Source organism: Nocardia sp. NPDC019395 (assembly GCF_040632335.1).
Taxonomy (GTDB): Bacteria; Actinomycetota; Actinomycetes; order Mycobacteriales; family Mycobacteriaceae; genus Nocardia.
Map to the genome: position 1 here is coordinate 757585 of NZ_JBEYBT010000001.1, position 13936 is coordinate 771520.

General features: G+C 66.1%; 14 protein-coding genes. 6 read left to right on the forward strand and 8 right to left on the reverse strand.

The genetic code is table 11. The annotated features are described in order from the left end of the window. Positions 1 to 40: 40 nt before the first annotated feature. On the reverse strand, positions 41 to 349 hold the full coding sequence (locus ABZ827_RS03485) for a hypothetical protein (RefSeq protein WP_357232254.1): 309 nt from the start codon (positions 347 to 349) through the stop codon (positions 41 to 43). Positions 350 to 530: 181 nt separating this feature from the next. Further along, positions 531 to 1394 carry an LLM class F420-dependent oxidoreductase gene (locus tag ABZ827_RS03490; RefSeq protein WP_357232257.1) on the reverse strand — a complete coding sequence of 288 codons (864 nt, stop codon included), beginning with the start codon at positions 1392 to 1394 and terminating at the stop codon, positions 531 to 533. A gap of 131 nt (positions 1395 to 1525) precedes the next feature. Here ABZ827_RS03490 and ABZ827_RS03495 point away from each other — a divergent pair, with 131 nt between their 5' ends. After that, positions 1526 to 2767, forward strand: coding sequence for a cytochrome P450 (locus ABZ827_RS03495; protein WP_357232260.1), 1242 nt, complete (start codon positions 1526 to 1528; stop codon positions 2765 to 2767). 3 nt (positions 2768 to 2770) lie between these two features. Here ABZ827_RS03495 and ABZ827_RS03500 read toward each other — a convergent pair whose 3' ends face one another. The 3 genes from ABZ827_RS03500 to ABZ827_RS03510 are packed head-to-tail and all read right to left on the reverse strand — an operon-like array spanning position 2771 to position 5963. Then, positions 2771 to 3442 carry a TetR family transcriptional regulator gene (locus ABZ827_RS03500; RefSeq protein WP_357232263.1) on the reverse strand — a complete coding sequence of 224 codons (672 nt, stop codon included), beginning with the start codon at positions 3440 to 3442 and terminating at the stop codon, positions 2771 to 2773. Next, a complete protein-coding gene (locus ABZ827_RS03505) occupies positions 3439 to 5046 on the reverse strand; it encodes an AMP-binding protein (RefSeq protein WP_357232266.1) in 1608 nt (535 codons plus the stop codon). Before ABZ827_RS03505 ends, ABZ827_RS03500 begins: the two co-directional genes overlap by 4 nt. After that, the gene (locus ABZ827_RS03510) at positions 5043 to 5963 is read right to left on the reverse strand and encodes a crotonase/enoyl-CoA hydratase family protein (protein ID WP_357232269.1); all 921 of its coding nucleotides are present in this window, start codon (positions 5961 to 5963) and stop codon (positions 5043 to 5045) included. Before ABZ827_RS03510 ends, ABZ827_RS03505 begins: the two co-directional genes overlap by 4 nt. A gap of 301 nt (positions 5964 to 6264) precedes the next feature. Between ABZ827_RS03510 and ABZ827_RS03515 the strand changes: the two genes are divergently transcribed. Then, complete coding sequence (locus tag ABZ827_RS03515; RefSeq protein WP_357232272.1) at positions 6265 to 7809, forward strand: acyl-CoA carboxylase subunit beta; 1545 nt, start codon at positions 6265 to 6267, stop codon at positions 7807 to 7809. A gap of 11 nt (positions 7810 to 7820) precedes the next feature. On the opposite strand, the gene ABZ827_RS03520 is transcribed toward ABZ827_RS03515, so the two are convergent. The 3 genes from ABZ827_RS03520 to ABZ827_RS03530 form a co-directional block, all read right to left on the reverse strand. Further along, the gene (locus ABZ827_RS03520) at positions 7821 to 8339 is read right to left on the reverse strand and encodes a hypothetical protein (RefSeq protein WP_357232275.1); all 519 of its coding nucleotides are present in this window, start codon (positions 8337 to 8339) and stop codon (positions 7821 to 7823) included. Further along, entirely contained in the window at positions 8287 to 8697 is a 411-nt protein-coding gene (locus ABZ827_RS03525) for an Rpn family recombination-promoting nuclease/putative transposase (RefSeq protein WP_357234438.1), read from the reverse strand. The genes ABZ827_RS03520 and ABZ827_RS03525 overlap by 53 nt, the downstream gene beginning before the upstream one ends. A 251-nt stretch (positions 8698 to 8948) precedes the next feature. Continuing rightward, complete coding sequence (locus tag ABZ827_RS03530; protein WP_357232279.1) at positions 8949 to 10235, reverse strand: MFS transporter; 1287 nt, start codon at positions 10233 to 10235, stop codon at positions 8949 to 8951. Positions 10236 to 10306: 71 nt separating this feature from the next. On the opposite strand from ABZ827_RS03530, the gene ABZ827_RS03535 reads away from it, so the two are divergent. The 4 genes from ABZ827_RS03535 (at position 10307) to ABZ827_RS03550 (ending at position 13909) form a co-directional block, all read left to right on the forward strand. Beyond that, positions 10307 to 11314: a LysR family transcriptional regulator gene (locus ABZ827_RS03535; protein ID WP_357232282.1), complete on the forward strand. Its 1008-nt coding sequence runs from the start codon at positions 10307 to 10309 to the stop codon at positions 11312 to 11314. Positions 11315 to 11379: 65 nt separating this feature from the next. Then, the gene (locus ABZ827_RS03540; RefSeq protein WP_357232285.1) at positions 11380 to 12903 is read left to right on the forward strand and encodes a hypothetical protein; all 1524 of its coding nucleotides are present in this window, start codon (positions 11380 to 11382) and stop codon (positions 12901 to 12903) included. Positions 12904 to 13004: 101 nt separating this feature from the next. Further along, the gene (locus ABZ827_RS03545; protein ID WP_357232288.1) at positions 13005 to 13346 is read left to right on the forward strand and encodes a hypothetical protein; all 342 of its coding nucleotides are present in this window, start codon (positions 13005 to 13007) and stop codon (positions 13344 to 13346) included. 53 nt (positions 13347 to 13399) lie between these two features. Next, complete coding sequence (locus tag ABZ827_RS03550) at positions 13400 to 13909, forward strand: YbaB/EbfC family nucleoid-associated protein (RefSeq protein WP_357232291.1); 510 nt, start codon at positions 13400 to 13402, stop codon at positions 13907 to 13909. The last annotated feature ends 27 nt before the right edge of the window (positions 13910 to 13936 follow it).

Consider the following 13936-nt stretch of genomic DNA (forward strand, 5'->3'; position numbering starts at 1 on the left):
ACGCCGAGGTCAGCGCCGCCGTGATGGCCGGCGAATCGGGCTACTGCTGAGTTGTCGATGCCGGATCGCCCCGCTGCGAGGGACGTTCGCTGTTGTCGTGTGTGCCATCGGTCGCGAGCAGAACGATAACGATCAACAGCGCCATCACCGCCACGACAGCGAGTGCGACTTTCGGCTCACGTAGCTGATCGGCTTCGTCGCGGGCTATCTCCTCCGGCGATAGGCCATGGTCGAGCCCGGGCTCCGGTACGCGGCGGCCCGGCCCGGCTGTGCTCGGTCCGTCTGGGCTACGTTCGGTCCCGTCACCGCCGCATGAGGACTCGTCGTCGGACCCTTGACCCCTGGTCACGGCCGGTATGGTAATGCGCGCTCGGCCGCCGCGTCCTTCCCTGCGATGGGAGCCCGGGTATCGGCGATGGCCGTGCGGCCGGGCGGTTGTCCGCGACAGCCGGGCTCGCCGCCGCCCGACCGCCCCCGGAACCGGATAGGTCAGCTGTCCTACCGGGCTCGGCTCGGCGGCGGTGTATCCATCACGCTGGGCGGGCCGATGATATGAGCCCGGAATCCCGGATGGCTTCGGCCAGCGGCTCCAGCACGGCGGGGTCGTGTGGCGGCGGCAGGTAGATGATCGCGAGATCCAGGCCCTCGGCGGCGAGCGTGGCGGCCCAATCGATGACCTCCCCGTAGCCGAGTGCGGGATCCAGCCGCCGCTGCGCCGAGAGCGTGATCTCCTTCGGGTCGCGGCCGATATCGGCGCAGTGGCTTGCCAGCACATCGCGTTTGCGGGCGAAGTCCTCGGGGGTTCCGGCGACGAAGTTCCAGTGCTGGGCGTAGCGGGCGGTGATCCGGAGGGTGCGCTTCTCACCGTTGCCGCCGATGCAGATCGGCGGATGCGGGCGTTGCGGCCCCTTGGGTTCGTTGCGGGCACCGGACAACTGATAGAACTTGCCGTCGAAATCCGTTGTCTCCTGACTCAACAGGCCGATCAGGACCTGGCAGGCCTCTTCGAAACGGTCGAGGCGGTCGGTGACGTTGCCCAGCTCTATACCGTAGGCGCCCGATTCCTCCTCGTTCCAGCCCGCGCCGATCCCGAGTTCGAGGCGGCCGCCGGAGATGATGTCGAGGGCGGCGGCCATATTGGCCAGCACCGCGGGATGCCGGTAGTGCACACCGGTCACCATGGTGCCGAGCCGCAGCCTGCTCGTCGCCTGGGCCAACGCGGTCAGGGTCGTCCAGCCCTCCAGGCACGGCCCGGTGGAGTCGGAGAAGATCGGGTAGAAGTGGTCGAAGGTCCACCCCGACTCGTAGATCTCGATATCGTCGGCGGCACGCCAGACGGCCAGCATATCGGCCCAGGTGGTGTCCTGGGGTGAAGTCTTGAAGGCGAATCGCATGACGACAGGTTAGAAGTTGGAGTGCGCTCCAGGGCAACACGGATCCCGGCCTGTCGGCCGGGAAAATCTTTTCGTCAGCTTATGACAGATTCTGGGCGTCGCTCGACTGCCTTGCACCTAGGATGCCTCCGATGACGATTTCCGACCACCTACCGGGCCCGGCCTCGCACGGTTCACCGACCACGACCGACGGTCCGCGGATTCCGTTGTACGCACCGGAATTCGCGGACGATCCACACAGTGCCTATCGGGCGATGCGCAAACAGTACGGAGCCCTGGCTCCGGTGGAGGTGGCGCCGGGCGTGCCTGCCACGCTGGTGATCGGCTATTACACCGCGGTACGGATTTTCAACGACCCGGACCACTTTCCGGCCGATCCGCGAATCTGGCAGCGCGATATTCCCTCGGACTGCCCGGTCCTTCCGCTCATGCAGTGGCGGCCGAACGCACGGCGTAACGACGGCAGCGCACACGCGCGCTATCGGCACGCCATTGTCGCGGGGCTCGGCGAGGTCGATCCGTACCGGTTGCACGAGACCGTGGCACAGGTTGCTGTTCCGCTGATCAACTCGTTCTGCCGTGACGGTTCCGCGGACCTGATCCGGCAGTACGCGTTTCCGCTCACCTTCGCGGTGCTGAACGCGGTGCTGGGGTGCCCGACCGAGATCGCGCAGCGGGCCGCGGCCGGGATGGCCGCGATGTTCGAGGGGGTCGGTGCGGAGGTCGGAGCCAAGGAACTCATGGAGTCGCTGCTCGAGTTGGTCGAGCTCAAACGAGTCGAACCCGGCGACGATGTGACGACACGGATAATGCGGCATCCGAGCGAGCTGACCGAGCCCGAGATCGTGAATCAGGTGGCCACGCTCTACGGCGCGGGAATCGAACCGCTGCAGAACCTGATCGTCAATTCGCTGCGCCTGATGCTCACCGACGAACAGTTCGGGGACAGCGCGCTGGACGGAAGCATGTCCACCCGTGACGCTCTCGACGAAGTCTTGTTCAACGATCCGCCGATGGCCAACTTCTGTTTCACTTTCCCGAGGCAGCCGATCCTCATCGAGGGTGCCTGGTTGCCGGCCCACCAGCCTGTCGTCGTGAGCCTGGCCGCCTGCAACACCGATCCGGTGATCGGCACTAATCAGCTCGCGGGTAATCGCGCGCATCTGGCTTTCGGCGGTGGGCCGCATGTGTGTCCGGCGAGTTCACTGGCTTATCTGATCGCCCAGGATGCCATCGATCAGCTGCTCGACGGCCTGCCCGAGATCCGGCTCGGGGTGCCGGCCGCCGACCTGACCTGGCGGACGGGCGCGTTCCATCGTGCGTTGACCGATCTGCCCGTCGTCTTCCCGCCGTCCCCGCCGCTCTCGGTATAGCGGTCAAGTATTGCGCTGCCGGGCAATCGTGTTGAGCCAATCGTCGACCACCCGGTCGGCCAGGGTTTGATCGGCTCGCATGATACGGGTCAGCTCGAGCCCGCGGACGAGTGCCATGAGCGATTCGAACGCCGTCCGCGCCGCTTCGGGATCGGGGATACCCGCATGCTGATGGAAGAGCACGCGGAGTGCGGATCCGAGCCGCTGCTCGGCCGGTAGCAGCGCGGCGCGTAGTTGCGGGTCGGTGCGGGAGGCGGCCCACAGTTCGAGGGCGGCCTGAAACGATGGCCCGGCCATCGCCGACCGGATCGCGTGCACCATCCGGGGCAGGGCCCCGGGCCCGTCGCCGAGGTCTGCGACGAGTTCGCCGAGGTGACGCAGGCGCATATCGGCGATGTGGTGGATCGCGGCCACCAGCAACTCCGATTTCGAGCCGAAATGGTGCAGCAGCGCGCCCCGCGAGACCCCGGCTTCGTCCTGGATCCGTTGTGTGGTGGTGCCCGCGTAACCGTAATCCACCAGACATCTGATCGTCGCGTCGAGAAGTGCCTCATGGGTTCTCGCGTGCTGCTCTTTCCGCGTCGGGCGACCTGCGCGCCGCGGTCTGGGTGGCGCCGAGCCCCGCTGTTCGACGAGTTCGCCGGCGCCACCCGTCCGGGATCCTTCCCGGTTCACAGCGACCTGAGTTCACCGCTGGTGATCTGATCACGCAGGCGGAACTTCTGGAGCTTGCCCATCGCGTTCACCGGGAAGCTTTCGGCGATATACCAGGACTTGGGGGTCTTATGCGGCGCGAGACGTTCCCGCAGGTAATCGTGTAGCTCTTCCGAGGAAGGTGCCTGCTGTGCCGGGTCCGGCCGGACGACGGCGGCGATGTTCTCGCCCCATACCGGGTCGGGCAGGCCGAGCACGACCGCGTCGGTGATCGCGGGATGCGCGGCCAGGATCTCCTCGATCTCGCGCGGATAGATGTTCTCCCCACCGCGGATGATCATATCTTTCAGCCGCCCGGTGACCCGGACGTAGCCGCGTGCGTCCATCGTCCCGAGATCGCCGGTGTGCAGCCGGCCCTCGGTATCGACCGCCTGCGCGGTTTCGGCCGGCATGTCGAGGTAGCCGATCATCTGCTGGTATCCGCGCGCACAGATCTCGCCCTCCACACCGAGGGGCTGGACCGCACCGGTGCCGGGTTCGCGAATGGATACTTCGACGCCCGGGAGGGGCCGGCCCGCGGTGAACAGGTTGTCGTCGCGACTGTCCGACGGACTCGTCTGGCAGACGATCGGAGCGAGTTCGGTCTGGCCGTAGACCGCGCTGGTCGCGGCACCGCAGGCCTTCGCCCAGCCGTCGGCCAGCGCGGGCGGGACGGCGTCACCACCGGACATCACGACCCGCAGCGCCCCGAGGTCGAAGCCGGCGAGCCCGGGGTGCGCGAGCAGAGCGTGCAGCATCGCGGGCACGCCACCGAAGATCTCGGCCCGGTACTCCTGTATCGCGGTGAGCATCGTTGTGGGATCGAAGATCTCGCCGAGGACGAGTGTGGCCCGCTGGTGCACCGAGCCCAGCCCGGCCAAACCGCAACCCGCGGTGTGGAACAGCGGCAATGCGGTGGCGAAGATCGCGGACGGGGGTGCGCCGCAGCGCTCCCGGACGAAGGCGGCATTGGTGACCATCGCCCGGTGCGTGAGCACCGCCGGCTTCGCGCGTCCGGTGGTGCCGGAGGTGAACTGGATCTGGGTGGCGGACCGGGGATCGACGGCGGGTAACCGCGCACGTTTCCCGGTTCGGCGCACATCGTCGAGCCAGCCCTCGAACGCGACGGCCTCGCGCACCGCGGGCACTGCGGGCAGGACGGTTCGGATCAGTGCGGCCATATCGGTGCCGCGGAAGCTGTCGACGAAGAAGACACCGGCCGCGTGCGATCGCTCCAGCGCGTACTCGAGCTCGGGGCCGCGCAGAGCTGGGTTGGTCGTCACCAGCACCAGTCCGCCCAGTGCGGCGCCGTACTGGAGTACGAGCCATTCGGGGACATTGGGCGCCCACACCGCGATATGTTCGCCCGGCCGGAAACGGTCGAGCAGCCACGCCGCGGCATGCTCGGCGTCGTCGCGCAGCTGCGCGTAGGTCCAGGTGCGGGCCTCGCGTTCCGGAGCGACCGATACGAGGGCGAGCTTATCCGGCGCCTCGGCGGCCGCCTGCTGTAACAACTCGCCCACCGTTATTTCGAGAACGGGACGGCTGGTATCGACCGGCCACAGGGATTCGGTGAGCGACCTCATCGGTTCGTCTCCGCCGCCGCGGCCTTCTCCTCGAGTTCTCGTTTCATCCGGGCGATCTCGTCCTCGGTGGGGATTTCACCGCCACCGTCGGGGATGAAACGGCCGGTATCGCGCCATTCGACAGCGGCGCCGAAGCCGTGTTCCTGCGCGAAGTCGACGAACCAGCGGCCTTCCGGCGAGTGACGGGTGATTCCGTCGAACAGGACAGCGAGGTTCTGGGTGGATTGCAGACCCATATTGTCGTACGCCTGGTTGATCATCATTTTCTGCATGACCAGCTGGTTGGTCGGGACACCGGCCATCCGGTCGACGAGCTTCTCGACCGCGGAGTCGAGCCGGTCGGCGGGTACCGCGTCGATGACCAGCCCCCACTCCCGCGCCTGTATCCCGTCGATGGTGTCGCCGGTGAGCAGCATGCGTTTGGCGCGTTCGGCACCGAGACGATAGACCCACATTGCCGTCGTGGGGCAGCCCCACACGCGGGCCGGCATATATCCGATCCGCGCGTCCTCGGCCATCACCACCAGATCGCAGGAGAGCGCGATATCGCTTCCACCGGCCACGGCGTACCCGTGCACCTTCGCAACGGTCGGCTTGGCCGAACGCCAGAGGGAGAAGAAATGGTCGGTATTGGACTTCATCATCCGGAAGTCCTTGATCGGATCCCAGACCGTGCCCTGGTGCTCCTCGCCGCCCTCCGCGTAGAGCTTCAGATCGTAGCCCGCACAGAACGCGCGCCCCGCTCCTTGGATCACGATGACACGCACGGAATCGTCGGCGTTCGCCTCGGCGACGGCGTCGCCGATCTCGCGGGCCATTTCACCGGTGATCGCGTTCAGCCTGCCCGGGCGGTTCAAAGTGAGGTAGGCGCGATGGTCACGTACTTCGTACTCGACCGTATTTCCGGTGAAAGTCATGTCGGCGTCCCAATCTCGGCGGCGATAGTGTCGCAGACGCTTTCACAGTCCGATTGGACTGTCAATGGGTCCTCGCCACGGTATGCCGCCACGAACCCTCACCGAGGTCCGGCTACACGCAGGGGGCTTCGCTGCGGCCTGCTCGTCGGCCGGAACCCTGTGCGCCCAGCAGAATAGGCTCCGGTAATCGGTGAGAGCTCACAATCCCGGACACCTGTGGCAGGTCCCGGCGTCCCGGTACGGTGGCGAACGCACCCGGTCACGGTGCGGTGTTCCGGCCCGACAAATCTGGATGTAACCGATGAGTTCTACCGCCGAAAAACTTGCCGACCTGCGAAAAAAGCTCGAGGTCGCACAGGAACCGGCCGGCGAGGCGGGAGCCGCCAAGCGGGCGCGTAAGGGTATACCGTCCGCCCGCGACCGCATCGCTATGCTGCTGGACCCGGGCACCTTCGTCGAACTCGGTGCTCTAGTGCGCAACCCCGCCGACCCCGACGCCCTCTACGGTGACGGCGTGGTCACCGGGCGCGGTCTGGTCGACGGCCGGCCCGTCGCTGTGTTCTCGCATGATCAGACGGTGTACGGCGGCACCATCGGTGAGATGTTCGGCCGCAAGGTCGCCGCCATCATGGATCTGGCGGGGAAGATGGGCTGCCCGCTGGTCGGTATCAACGATTCCGGCGGGGCGCGCGTCCAGGAAGCCGTCACGTCGCTGCGCTGGTACGGCGAGCTGGCGACCATGATGGAACCGCTTTCCGGCGCGGTGCCGATGGTCTCGCTCATCCTGGGCAATTGCGCGGCCGGTGCGGTATACCAGCCCATCTGCACCGATGTCGTGGTCGCCACCGAGAGCGCGCATATGTTCGTCACCGGGCCCAAGATCATCGAGGACGCGCTCGGCGAGAAGGTCGATATGGAGGAGCTGGGCGGCGCCTACAACCAGGCCGCCTACGGCAATATCCACCACATCGCGAAGGACGAGGCGGCCGCCTTCGCGTGGGTCCGCAACTACCTGGGCTTCCTGCCGTCGAGTTGTACCGAGCTACCGCCGGTCGTGAATCCCGGCCTGGAGCCGGAGGTCACCGAGTCCGACCTGACGCTGAATACGCTCGTCCCCGATTCGGACAATGCTGTCTACGATATGCACGATGTCCTGCTGCGGATCTTCGACGACGGTGAGTTCCACGAGATCGGAGCGGCCGCCACCACGAATCTGATCACCGGTTTCGCCCGCGTCGACGGCAGGCCGGTGGGTGTGGTCGCCAACCAGCCGACAGTGCTGGCGGGCGCGCTCGACGCCAAAGCCGGTGACAAGGCCGCGCATTTCATCCATATCTGCAATGCCTACGAGATTCCGCTGGTGCTGGTGGTCGACACCCCCGGTTTCCTGCCCGGCGTCGACCAGGAGAAGGCCGGCGTCATCAAACGCGGCGGCCGATTCCTGTTCGCCTATGTGGAGGCCACCGTCCCGAAGGTGACAGTGGTGATCCGCAAGGCCTACGGCGGCGGGTGGGCAGTGATGGGTTCCAAAGCCCTCGGCTGCGACGCCTATCTGGCCTGGCCCACCGCACGCATCGCGGTCATGGGTGCCGAGAGCGCCGTCGGCCTGACCCAGCGCAAAACCCTCGACGCCACCCCCGAAGACCAGCGGGCCACGGTCCGCCGGCAGATGATCGACTTCTACAACGCGACCGTCGCGACCCCGTGGATCGCGGCCGAGCGCGGCTATATCGACAGCGTGATCGAACCGTCGGCCACCCGCCTGGAAATCCGGCGGGCCCTGAACCTGTTGCGCGATAAGAAGGTCGTCCGGTACCCGCGCAAGCATCATCTACTTCCGCTGTGAAACCCTGGTCGTCAACTATCGCCGAAGAACTCCTCGAGACTGCCCGCGGTCAACACCCGCTCCGTCCACACCTCGAGCTCCGTGCGATCACCGGCCTCCACCCGCTTAATCACCGCATCCGGCAGCGGACCGAACTTCAGGGCAAGTAGACGCAGCAATGTCCCGGCCTGCCCTTCTGCCCGGAGTTGTTCTGCCGTTGTCACCGCGACCTCCTTCGCCAGCGGACCCAGCTGATCGACCACACGCTGCAAATCCTGCGCGCTGGTCTCTGACACTTTACCAATGTAACCGAGCAGGCCATACAGATCATCGGCTCCGCTCGCCGACTCCTCCACTGCCCGCAACACCTCGATATGCGGCTGCAGATCCCGGTCCAGATGCGCATTCCCCTGCGCCAGACGATGCAGAATCCACATCATCAACACCGCGGGAGCCAGCTCCCGTTTGTACAGCCGGTCGATATCGACCCCGGCCAGGTCATCGACCAGGATCCGCAACCGCGGAACCAACCCACCCAACCGCGCCCGCACGTCCTCGTCTGTACCGATCCGATCCGCCAATTCCGTCGAGTAACTCCACCGCCACGAATTCGGCCCGGAATTGACCGACCACCACCGGAATCACCAGCGGGTAGTACTCGGCATTCGGATTCTCCTTCAGATACCTCGCCCAGATCGCCACCATGTATTCGAGCACCCGCAGCGGCATATGTTTATCCGGAATGCTCTGATGCTCGAGCAGCAGATGAACGAACCCGTCCCGACCGGCCAGCTTCGTCCGGAACAGCACATCACTGTCACGGTTCCGCAGATCCGGCAGCACATACGCCCCCGACGCCAGCACCATCGCATCCCAATCGATCAGTGCCACCAGCCACGCCGGCAGCACTGCCCGCAACTACCCAGCAGCCGCAACAGGATCCGACATAATCAGCCGGAACAGCGAATCATGCGGATTGCCCTGCTTAACAAGCATTTTCGGGAACCTACAGGCAAACAACCGACACACCCAAAACACCGGCCACGAGACACGCCGCCACGACGCAATCACGCCACCCCGCGAACTCCGGACGCCGACCGAATGCCACAGCCGTCCACCGGTCCCGGTGATCGCGACACCTCCTCAGCGCCGGATTCCGGTCATCTGGACCTCAACCCCGGATGGGCCGTGCTGTCCCGTCGGCGGAGCAGGGCCCAGGAGAGGGTGGCCGTTACGAGGCAACCGGCCGTGAGCGCGAGGACGAAGGGTGTCCAGCCGAAATGCTGGTAGGGGAAGCCGAGGAGCCAGCCGAGGATCGCCGAGCCCGCGTAATAGAAGAGTGAGTACAGGGCCGAAGCGGTGGCGCTGTGCTGCGGGCCCGCGATCTGCCCGACCCAGCCGGAGGCGACGGCGTGGGCGGCGAAGAAGGCGGTGGTGAAGAGCAGGAGTCCGGCCGCGAGTCCGACCAGGTTTCGCTGCAGGGTGAGGCAGGCACCGACGAGCATCAGTGCGACCGCGACACCGAGGGTTCTGCCGCGGCCGAAACGGCCGGCGGCGGATCCGGCGATCCGGGCGCCCACGGTGCCGCCGAGGTAGGCGAAGTAGAACAGGCCCACGGCGGCGGTGGACAGGCCGTACGGGGGGTCGGTGAGGTGGAACGAGAAGTAGTTGTACAGCGCTACGAGACTGCCCATGAGGACGAAGATCAGGGCGTACAGGCCGAGGGCCGGCCGGTGTGTCAGGCACAGGACGAGATCCGACATCCCCGTGGTGGTGCGGGCGGCGGCCGAATTGTCCCGGTGCGGAGCCGGGCGGGGGCGCGATTTCCAGCCGGCGAAGACGAAAATCGCGGCGAACAGCAACGATGTCACGGCGACGGCGAGCAGGGAGCCTCGCCATCCGAAGCCGGCGAGTCCGGCCCCGACCACCCGGCCGGACAGCCCACCGATCGTGGTTCCGGATACGTAGATTCCGGCCACGACGGGGACGTCGCCGGGGTTCACTCGTTCCACGATGTAGGCGACCGACAGGGCCGCCATCCCCGCGGCGCCGATCCCGAGCAGGACCCGGATCACCAGTAACGCCCCAAAGCTGGGTGCCGCGACGCTGAGAAAACTCATGACCGTCGTGATGGCCAGTGACGCGCAGATGATCGGAAATGTGCCGAATCGCTTGGCGAGTACCGCCCAGACCAGCACGGATGCCGCGAGGCCGAAGGTGGCGGCGGAGATCGTCAGCGATGCCTGCGATGTCGAAAGGTTCCAGCCTCGTTCGGCTTGGATGAGGGGCAGCACGCCCTGAGGAGCGTAGAGCTGGGCGAATGTGACGACGCCGGCCGCGAAAAGCGCCAGCAGCAGTAGCCGGTAGCGAGCCTCGCCGCGTCCGAGCATCGGGCCGGCGGCGATACCGGCGGTCCGTGGCTCGGAGGTATGGGTCAGGGTGCTCACGGCGGCCAAGGTAGAACGAGCACTGATCTCTGCACAATTGCATGGATGAACAGCGAGTTATGCTTATCGGCATGGAGCCGGGTGGCGGCGGGAAAGATATCGAGGAGATCCTCGAACACGGCGTGCAAGCATTGATGCCCGAACTCGCTGTTTTCGTCGGACTCGCGGACTGGTCGACGTTGACCGGCGCCGCCGAAGAGGTGCGAATCGGGCAGCCGACCGCGAGCCGGATGCTGGCCCGGCTCCAGCGGGAACTGGGATTGGAGTTGGTTCGGCGGGAAGGCCGCAATATTGTCCTCACACCCGTCGGGTTGCGGATGCTTCCCTTCGCCAGGCGTTGCCTGGAAGAATTTCAGCACGGAATTCTCGAAGCGCACGACGAACACGCACGATCGCGGGGCACGGTGACCCTCTCGTTCCTGCACACCCTCGGCGCGCGATTCGTCCCGGAGCTCATCGAAGAATTCCGCACCGGCTTCCCCGGGGTGGATTTCATCCTCATGCAGGACAACCGGGAGAACTGCCTACGGTCGCTCAGCCGCCGCGAAGTCGATCTCGCCTTCGTCTCCCCGGCCCCTTCCGAGGCGATGTACATATCCAAAACCATCGAGACCCAGGAGCTCCTACTGACCGTTCCGGCAGGCCACTGGGCCGCGAGCAGATCATCGGTCGACCTGTCGGAGATGCAGAAGGAAGACTTCGTCGTCTTCACCCCGGGGGTCGGTCTCCGCTCACTGGGAGACACGCTGTGCCGGCAAGCCGGTTTCACTCCGAAGGCCCGGTTCCAGGTCCAGGACACGACGACGGCGCGAGGTGTCGTCGCGGCGGGCCTCGGAGTGGCGATACTCCCGCATTCCGACCAGGAGGTGGCGGTGGGCAAGGGATGCCGCGAGATTCCGATATCGGGAGCCCGAGCGGAACGGCAGCTGGTCCTGTCCTGGTTGGCGGAACATCGGATCACCAGAGCGTCCCATGCTTTCCGGAGTTTTGTGCTGGCCCATTTCGGGGTTTCGGCCGAACGGGGCGAGACCACGGGTGCGCCTTCCCACATGTGGGGGCGTGGGCTGCCGGGGTCGTGAAAAAATCACAGCGAACAGCGGCAATGTCGAATCATGGTGCGTAAGAGGAAGAGCCGGCGGAAGCAGTGACTGATCCGAACAAGGAAGAACCCGCCGCGGCGGGGGACGACGAACAGCCGGATATCGATTTCCGGCTCTCGCTCGACGGCGACGAGACCGCAGTAGAGCCCGCGGGCGATACCGAGGCGGAGGCCGAGCCCGACGAGAGCCGGGATCAGGCGCTGGCCCGGGAGATCGGGGCGACCCTGGGCGAGGCCGGTCCGTCCGGCTGGAAGCAGCTGGACGCGGTCTTCGCGCTCACCACCACCACTGTGCGCGCCGAAGTGATCTATTCGGACGGCGAACGCTCCATGCGGACCGAGCCCTCCGGTGCGGTGCTCGACCGGGTTCGGGAACAGCGGGCCCTGGTGGCCGAGCTGGATGAGGAGCCGTGGTGGCGGATGCTGCTGCGCCTCAGCGCCGATGGTGATTTCGAGGTCGACTACGACTTCGGTGACGAGCCCTTCCCGGAAGGCCAGCTCTTCGAACCCGACGCCTACCGAGCGGACCTCGAGGAATACCCGCGTGAGGTTCTCCCGGTCTGGCTCGCGGCCTATATCGGCCATGGTGACCGGCAGACCCGCACACCGCAGGACGCCGCGATCGAGGCCCGGGCCGATCGGGAGGCCGAGATCTGGCCGGCGATGGCCGAGAACGAATTCCCGGACTTCCCGGAGATGTGGGCCCGCTGGGCCTGTATTTCCGCGGCGTTCGTCGCGGCGGGCTCCGACTGGGGGCCCCGCATCCTGCCGTCCCTGGGCTGGTTCGAGAGCTCCCGGCGTGGTGGCTCCACTCTTTACTCGCTGCCGGGTGGGCGTGCCGTGCTGTCCGGTGGTGTGTGGGAATCGCCCAATCTGGACGCGGCCTACAACGACGGCGCCGAGATGCCGGAGTTCTTCGCCGGCGCACCGGACTGGGTCGCGAACCCGGTTTTGAACCCGCGGTCGGCCACCGGACTGATGTCGTTCGTCTACTGGTGGGAGGCGGGTCGCTGGTATCGCGGGGAATCCCCGGATGCTTCCGAATGCGCGACTGCTGTGCCCGGTGTGTGGACCGCGGAAACGGTCGTCGATATCGTCGCCGGTCTGGCGGCGCAGCCGCCGAGCGCGGAACAGCGGGCCGCGGCGGCGGCGCTGGTCTCGGCCGCGGAGGTCGGGGTGGTGACACGGGATACCGTGGAGGCCCTCTTCGACGAAGAGGACGGTTTCGATATCGACGGGGCGCTGTACCAGCTGGGACTGGCCGGTGTCGTGGCGTCGATTCCGGCGGAGATGCCGGAGGCGGAAGCCCTGTTCCGGGTGCGCAGCTATATCGAGGGCCGGGGTCTCGACACCACCGGTTACCCGCTGGACGAGCTGATCGGCGACCGGTTCAGCTGTGGCTGGATGGTGTATGTGCCGGTGCCGCGCGGTGAGATCGCGATCGGCCGGGCCATTTTCTATATCGCCGACGACGGTGTGCTGGAGCATTCGTCCTCGTCGGTGGCGCCCACGACGTTCGTGAAGGGATTCGAGCAGCGTTACCACGAACGGCGCGGAGCGACGGTATGAGCCGGCAGCGACACGTCGTCGGCCTGGGTGTGCGGCGGGGCGGCGGCGGAGTCACTTGTCGCGCGAATTCTGATACCCCGGTGCGGAAGTGAGGCGGCGGTATGGCTGACAAACTGGAGTTCAACAGTAGTCGGGCGGCGGAGGTCGCGGGGAAAGTGGACGAGATCGGCGACCGGATCAGATCGGTGCTGTCGAGGATGTCGGCGGCAGAATCCGCGGGTTCGGGGTGCTGGGGTGGCGACGAGACCGGGCAGAAGTTCGCAAATGGTGAGAACGGCAATGGATACCTTGCGGGATCGAAGAATTGCCACAAGGTGCTCGATTCCGCATGGGAATTCCTCAGTGGAGAAAAGGGATACGCGCCTGAGTTCCGGGACGCCACTAAGGCGCTCCATGCGATGGAGCAACACAACAGAGCTCGATTCGGTGGAGGCCGGAAGTAGCTGCCTGGTCTGCCGGGCATACGGCCTGAACTCGCGGAATCAGGAGAGCTGAGATGACCAACCCCGATATTTCGATGGCGCAATTGGCGGATCTGTTCGATTCCGTGCAGGCGGGAATGAGCTCGATCGAGAAAATGCAGCGGGAGTGGGCGCTGTTGACGGCGACCGGGACAGCGGCGCGTGGACTGGTGACAGTGTCGATCAATGCCGAAGGCACGGTGATCGAGACCCGTTTCGCGGGCGAGATCGACGAACTGAGCTATTCCGAAATAGCCGACGCGGTGACCGAGGCGGCCCAGGCCGCGATGACGGAGATGCGGCAGAAAACAGCGGCATTGATGGCACCGGTGCAGGAGCCCGATGCCCGGATCGGCAGTCTCTCGGAGCTGGCGCCCGGCGCTCCGGATATCGTCGGTCTCGTTCCCGCGGCACCGCAGGTCTCCATTGCGGCACCCGGTTCGCCGGAGCGGCTTTCGGGCGAGGCCGAGGTCATGGAATTCACCGGCACCGAAAACATCGATCGTGATCCTCAGCCTTCCAAGGTGACCGAAAAACGGTGGTGACGTCCGTACTGTGGGCCGGGGTGGGTA

Coding starts and splice junctions, on each gene's coding strand:
- ABZ827_RS03490 (WP_357232257.1), bottom strand. CDS start 1,394: ATGCGATTCGCCTTCAAGACTTCACCCCAGGACACCACCTGGGCCGAT.
- ABZ827_RS03495 (WP_357232260.1), top strand. CDS start 1,526: ATGACGATTTCCGACCACCTACCGGGCCCGGCCTCGCACGGTTCACCG.
- ABZ827_RS03505 (WP_357232266.1), bottom strand. CDS start 5,046: ATGAGGTCGCTCACCGAATCCCTGTGGCCGGTCGATACCAGCCGTCCC.
- ABZ827_RS03510 (WP_357232269.1), bottom strand. CDS start 5,963: ATGACTTTCACCGGAAATACGGTCGAGTACGAAGTACGTGACCATCGC.
- ABZ827_RS03515 (WP_357232272.1), top strand. CDS start 6,265: ATGAGTTCTACCGCCGAAAAACTTGCCGACCTGCGAAAAAAGCTCGAG.
- ABZ827_RS03535 (WP_357232282.1), top strand. CDS start 10,307: ATGGAGCCGGGTGGCGGCGGGAAAGATATCGAGGAGATCCTCGAACAC.
- ABZ827_RS03545 (WP_357232288.1), top strand. CDS start 13,005: ATGGCTGACAAACTGGAGTTCAACAGTAGTCGGGCGGCGGAGGTCGCG.
- ABZ827_RS03550 (WP_357232291.1), top strand. CDS start 13,400: ATGACCAACCCCGATATTTCGATGGCGCAATTGGCGGATCTGTTCGAT.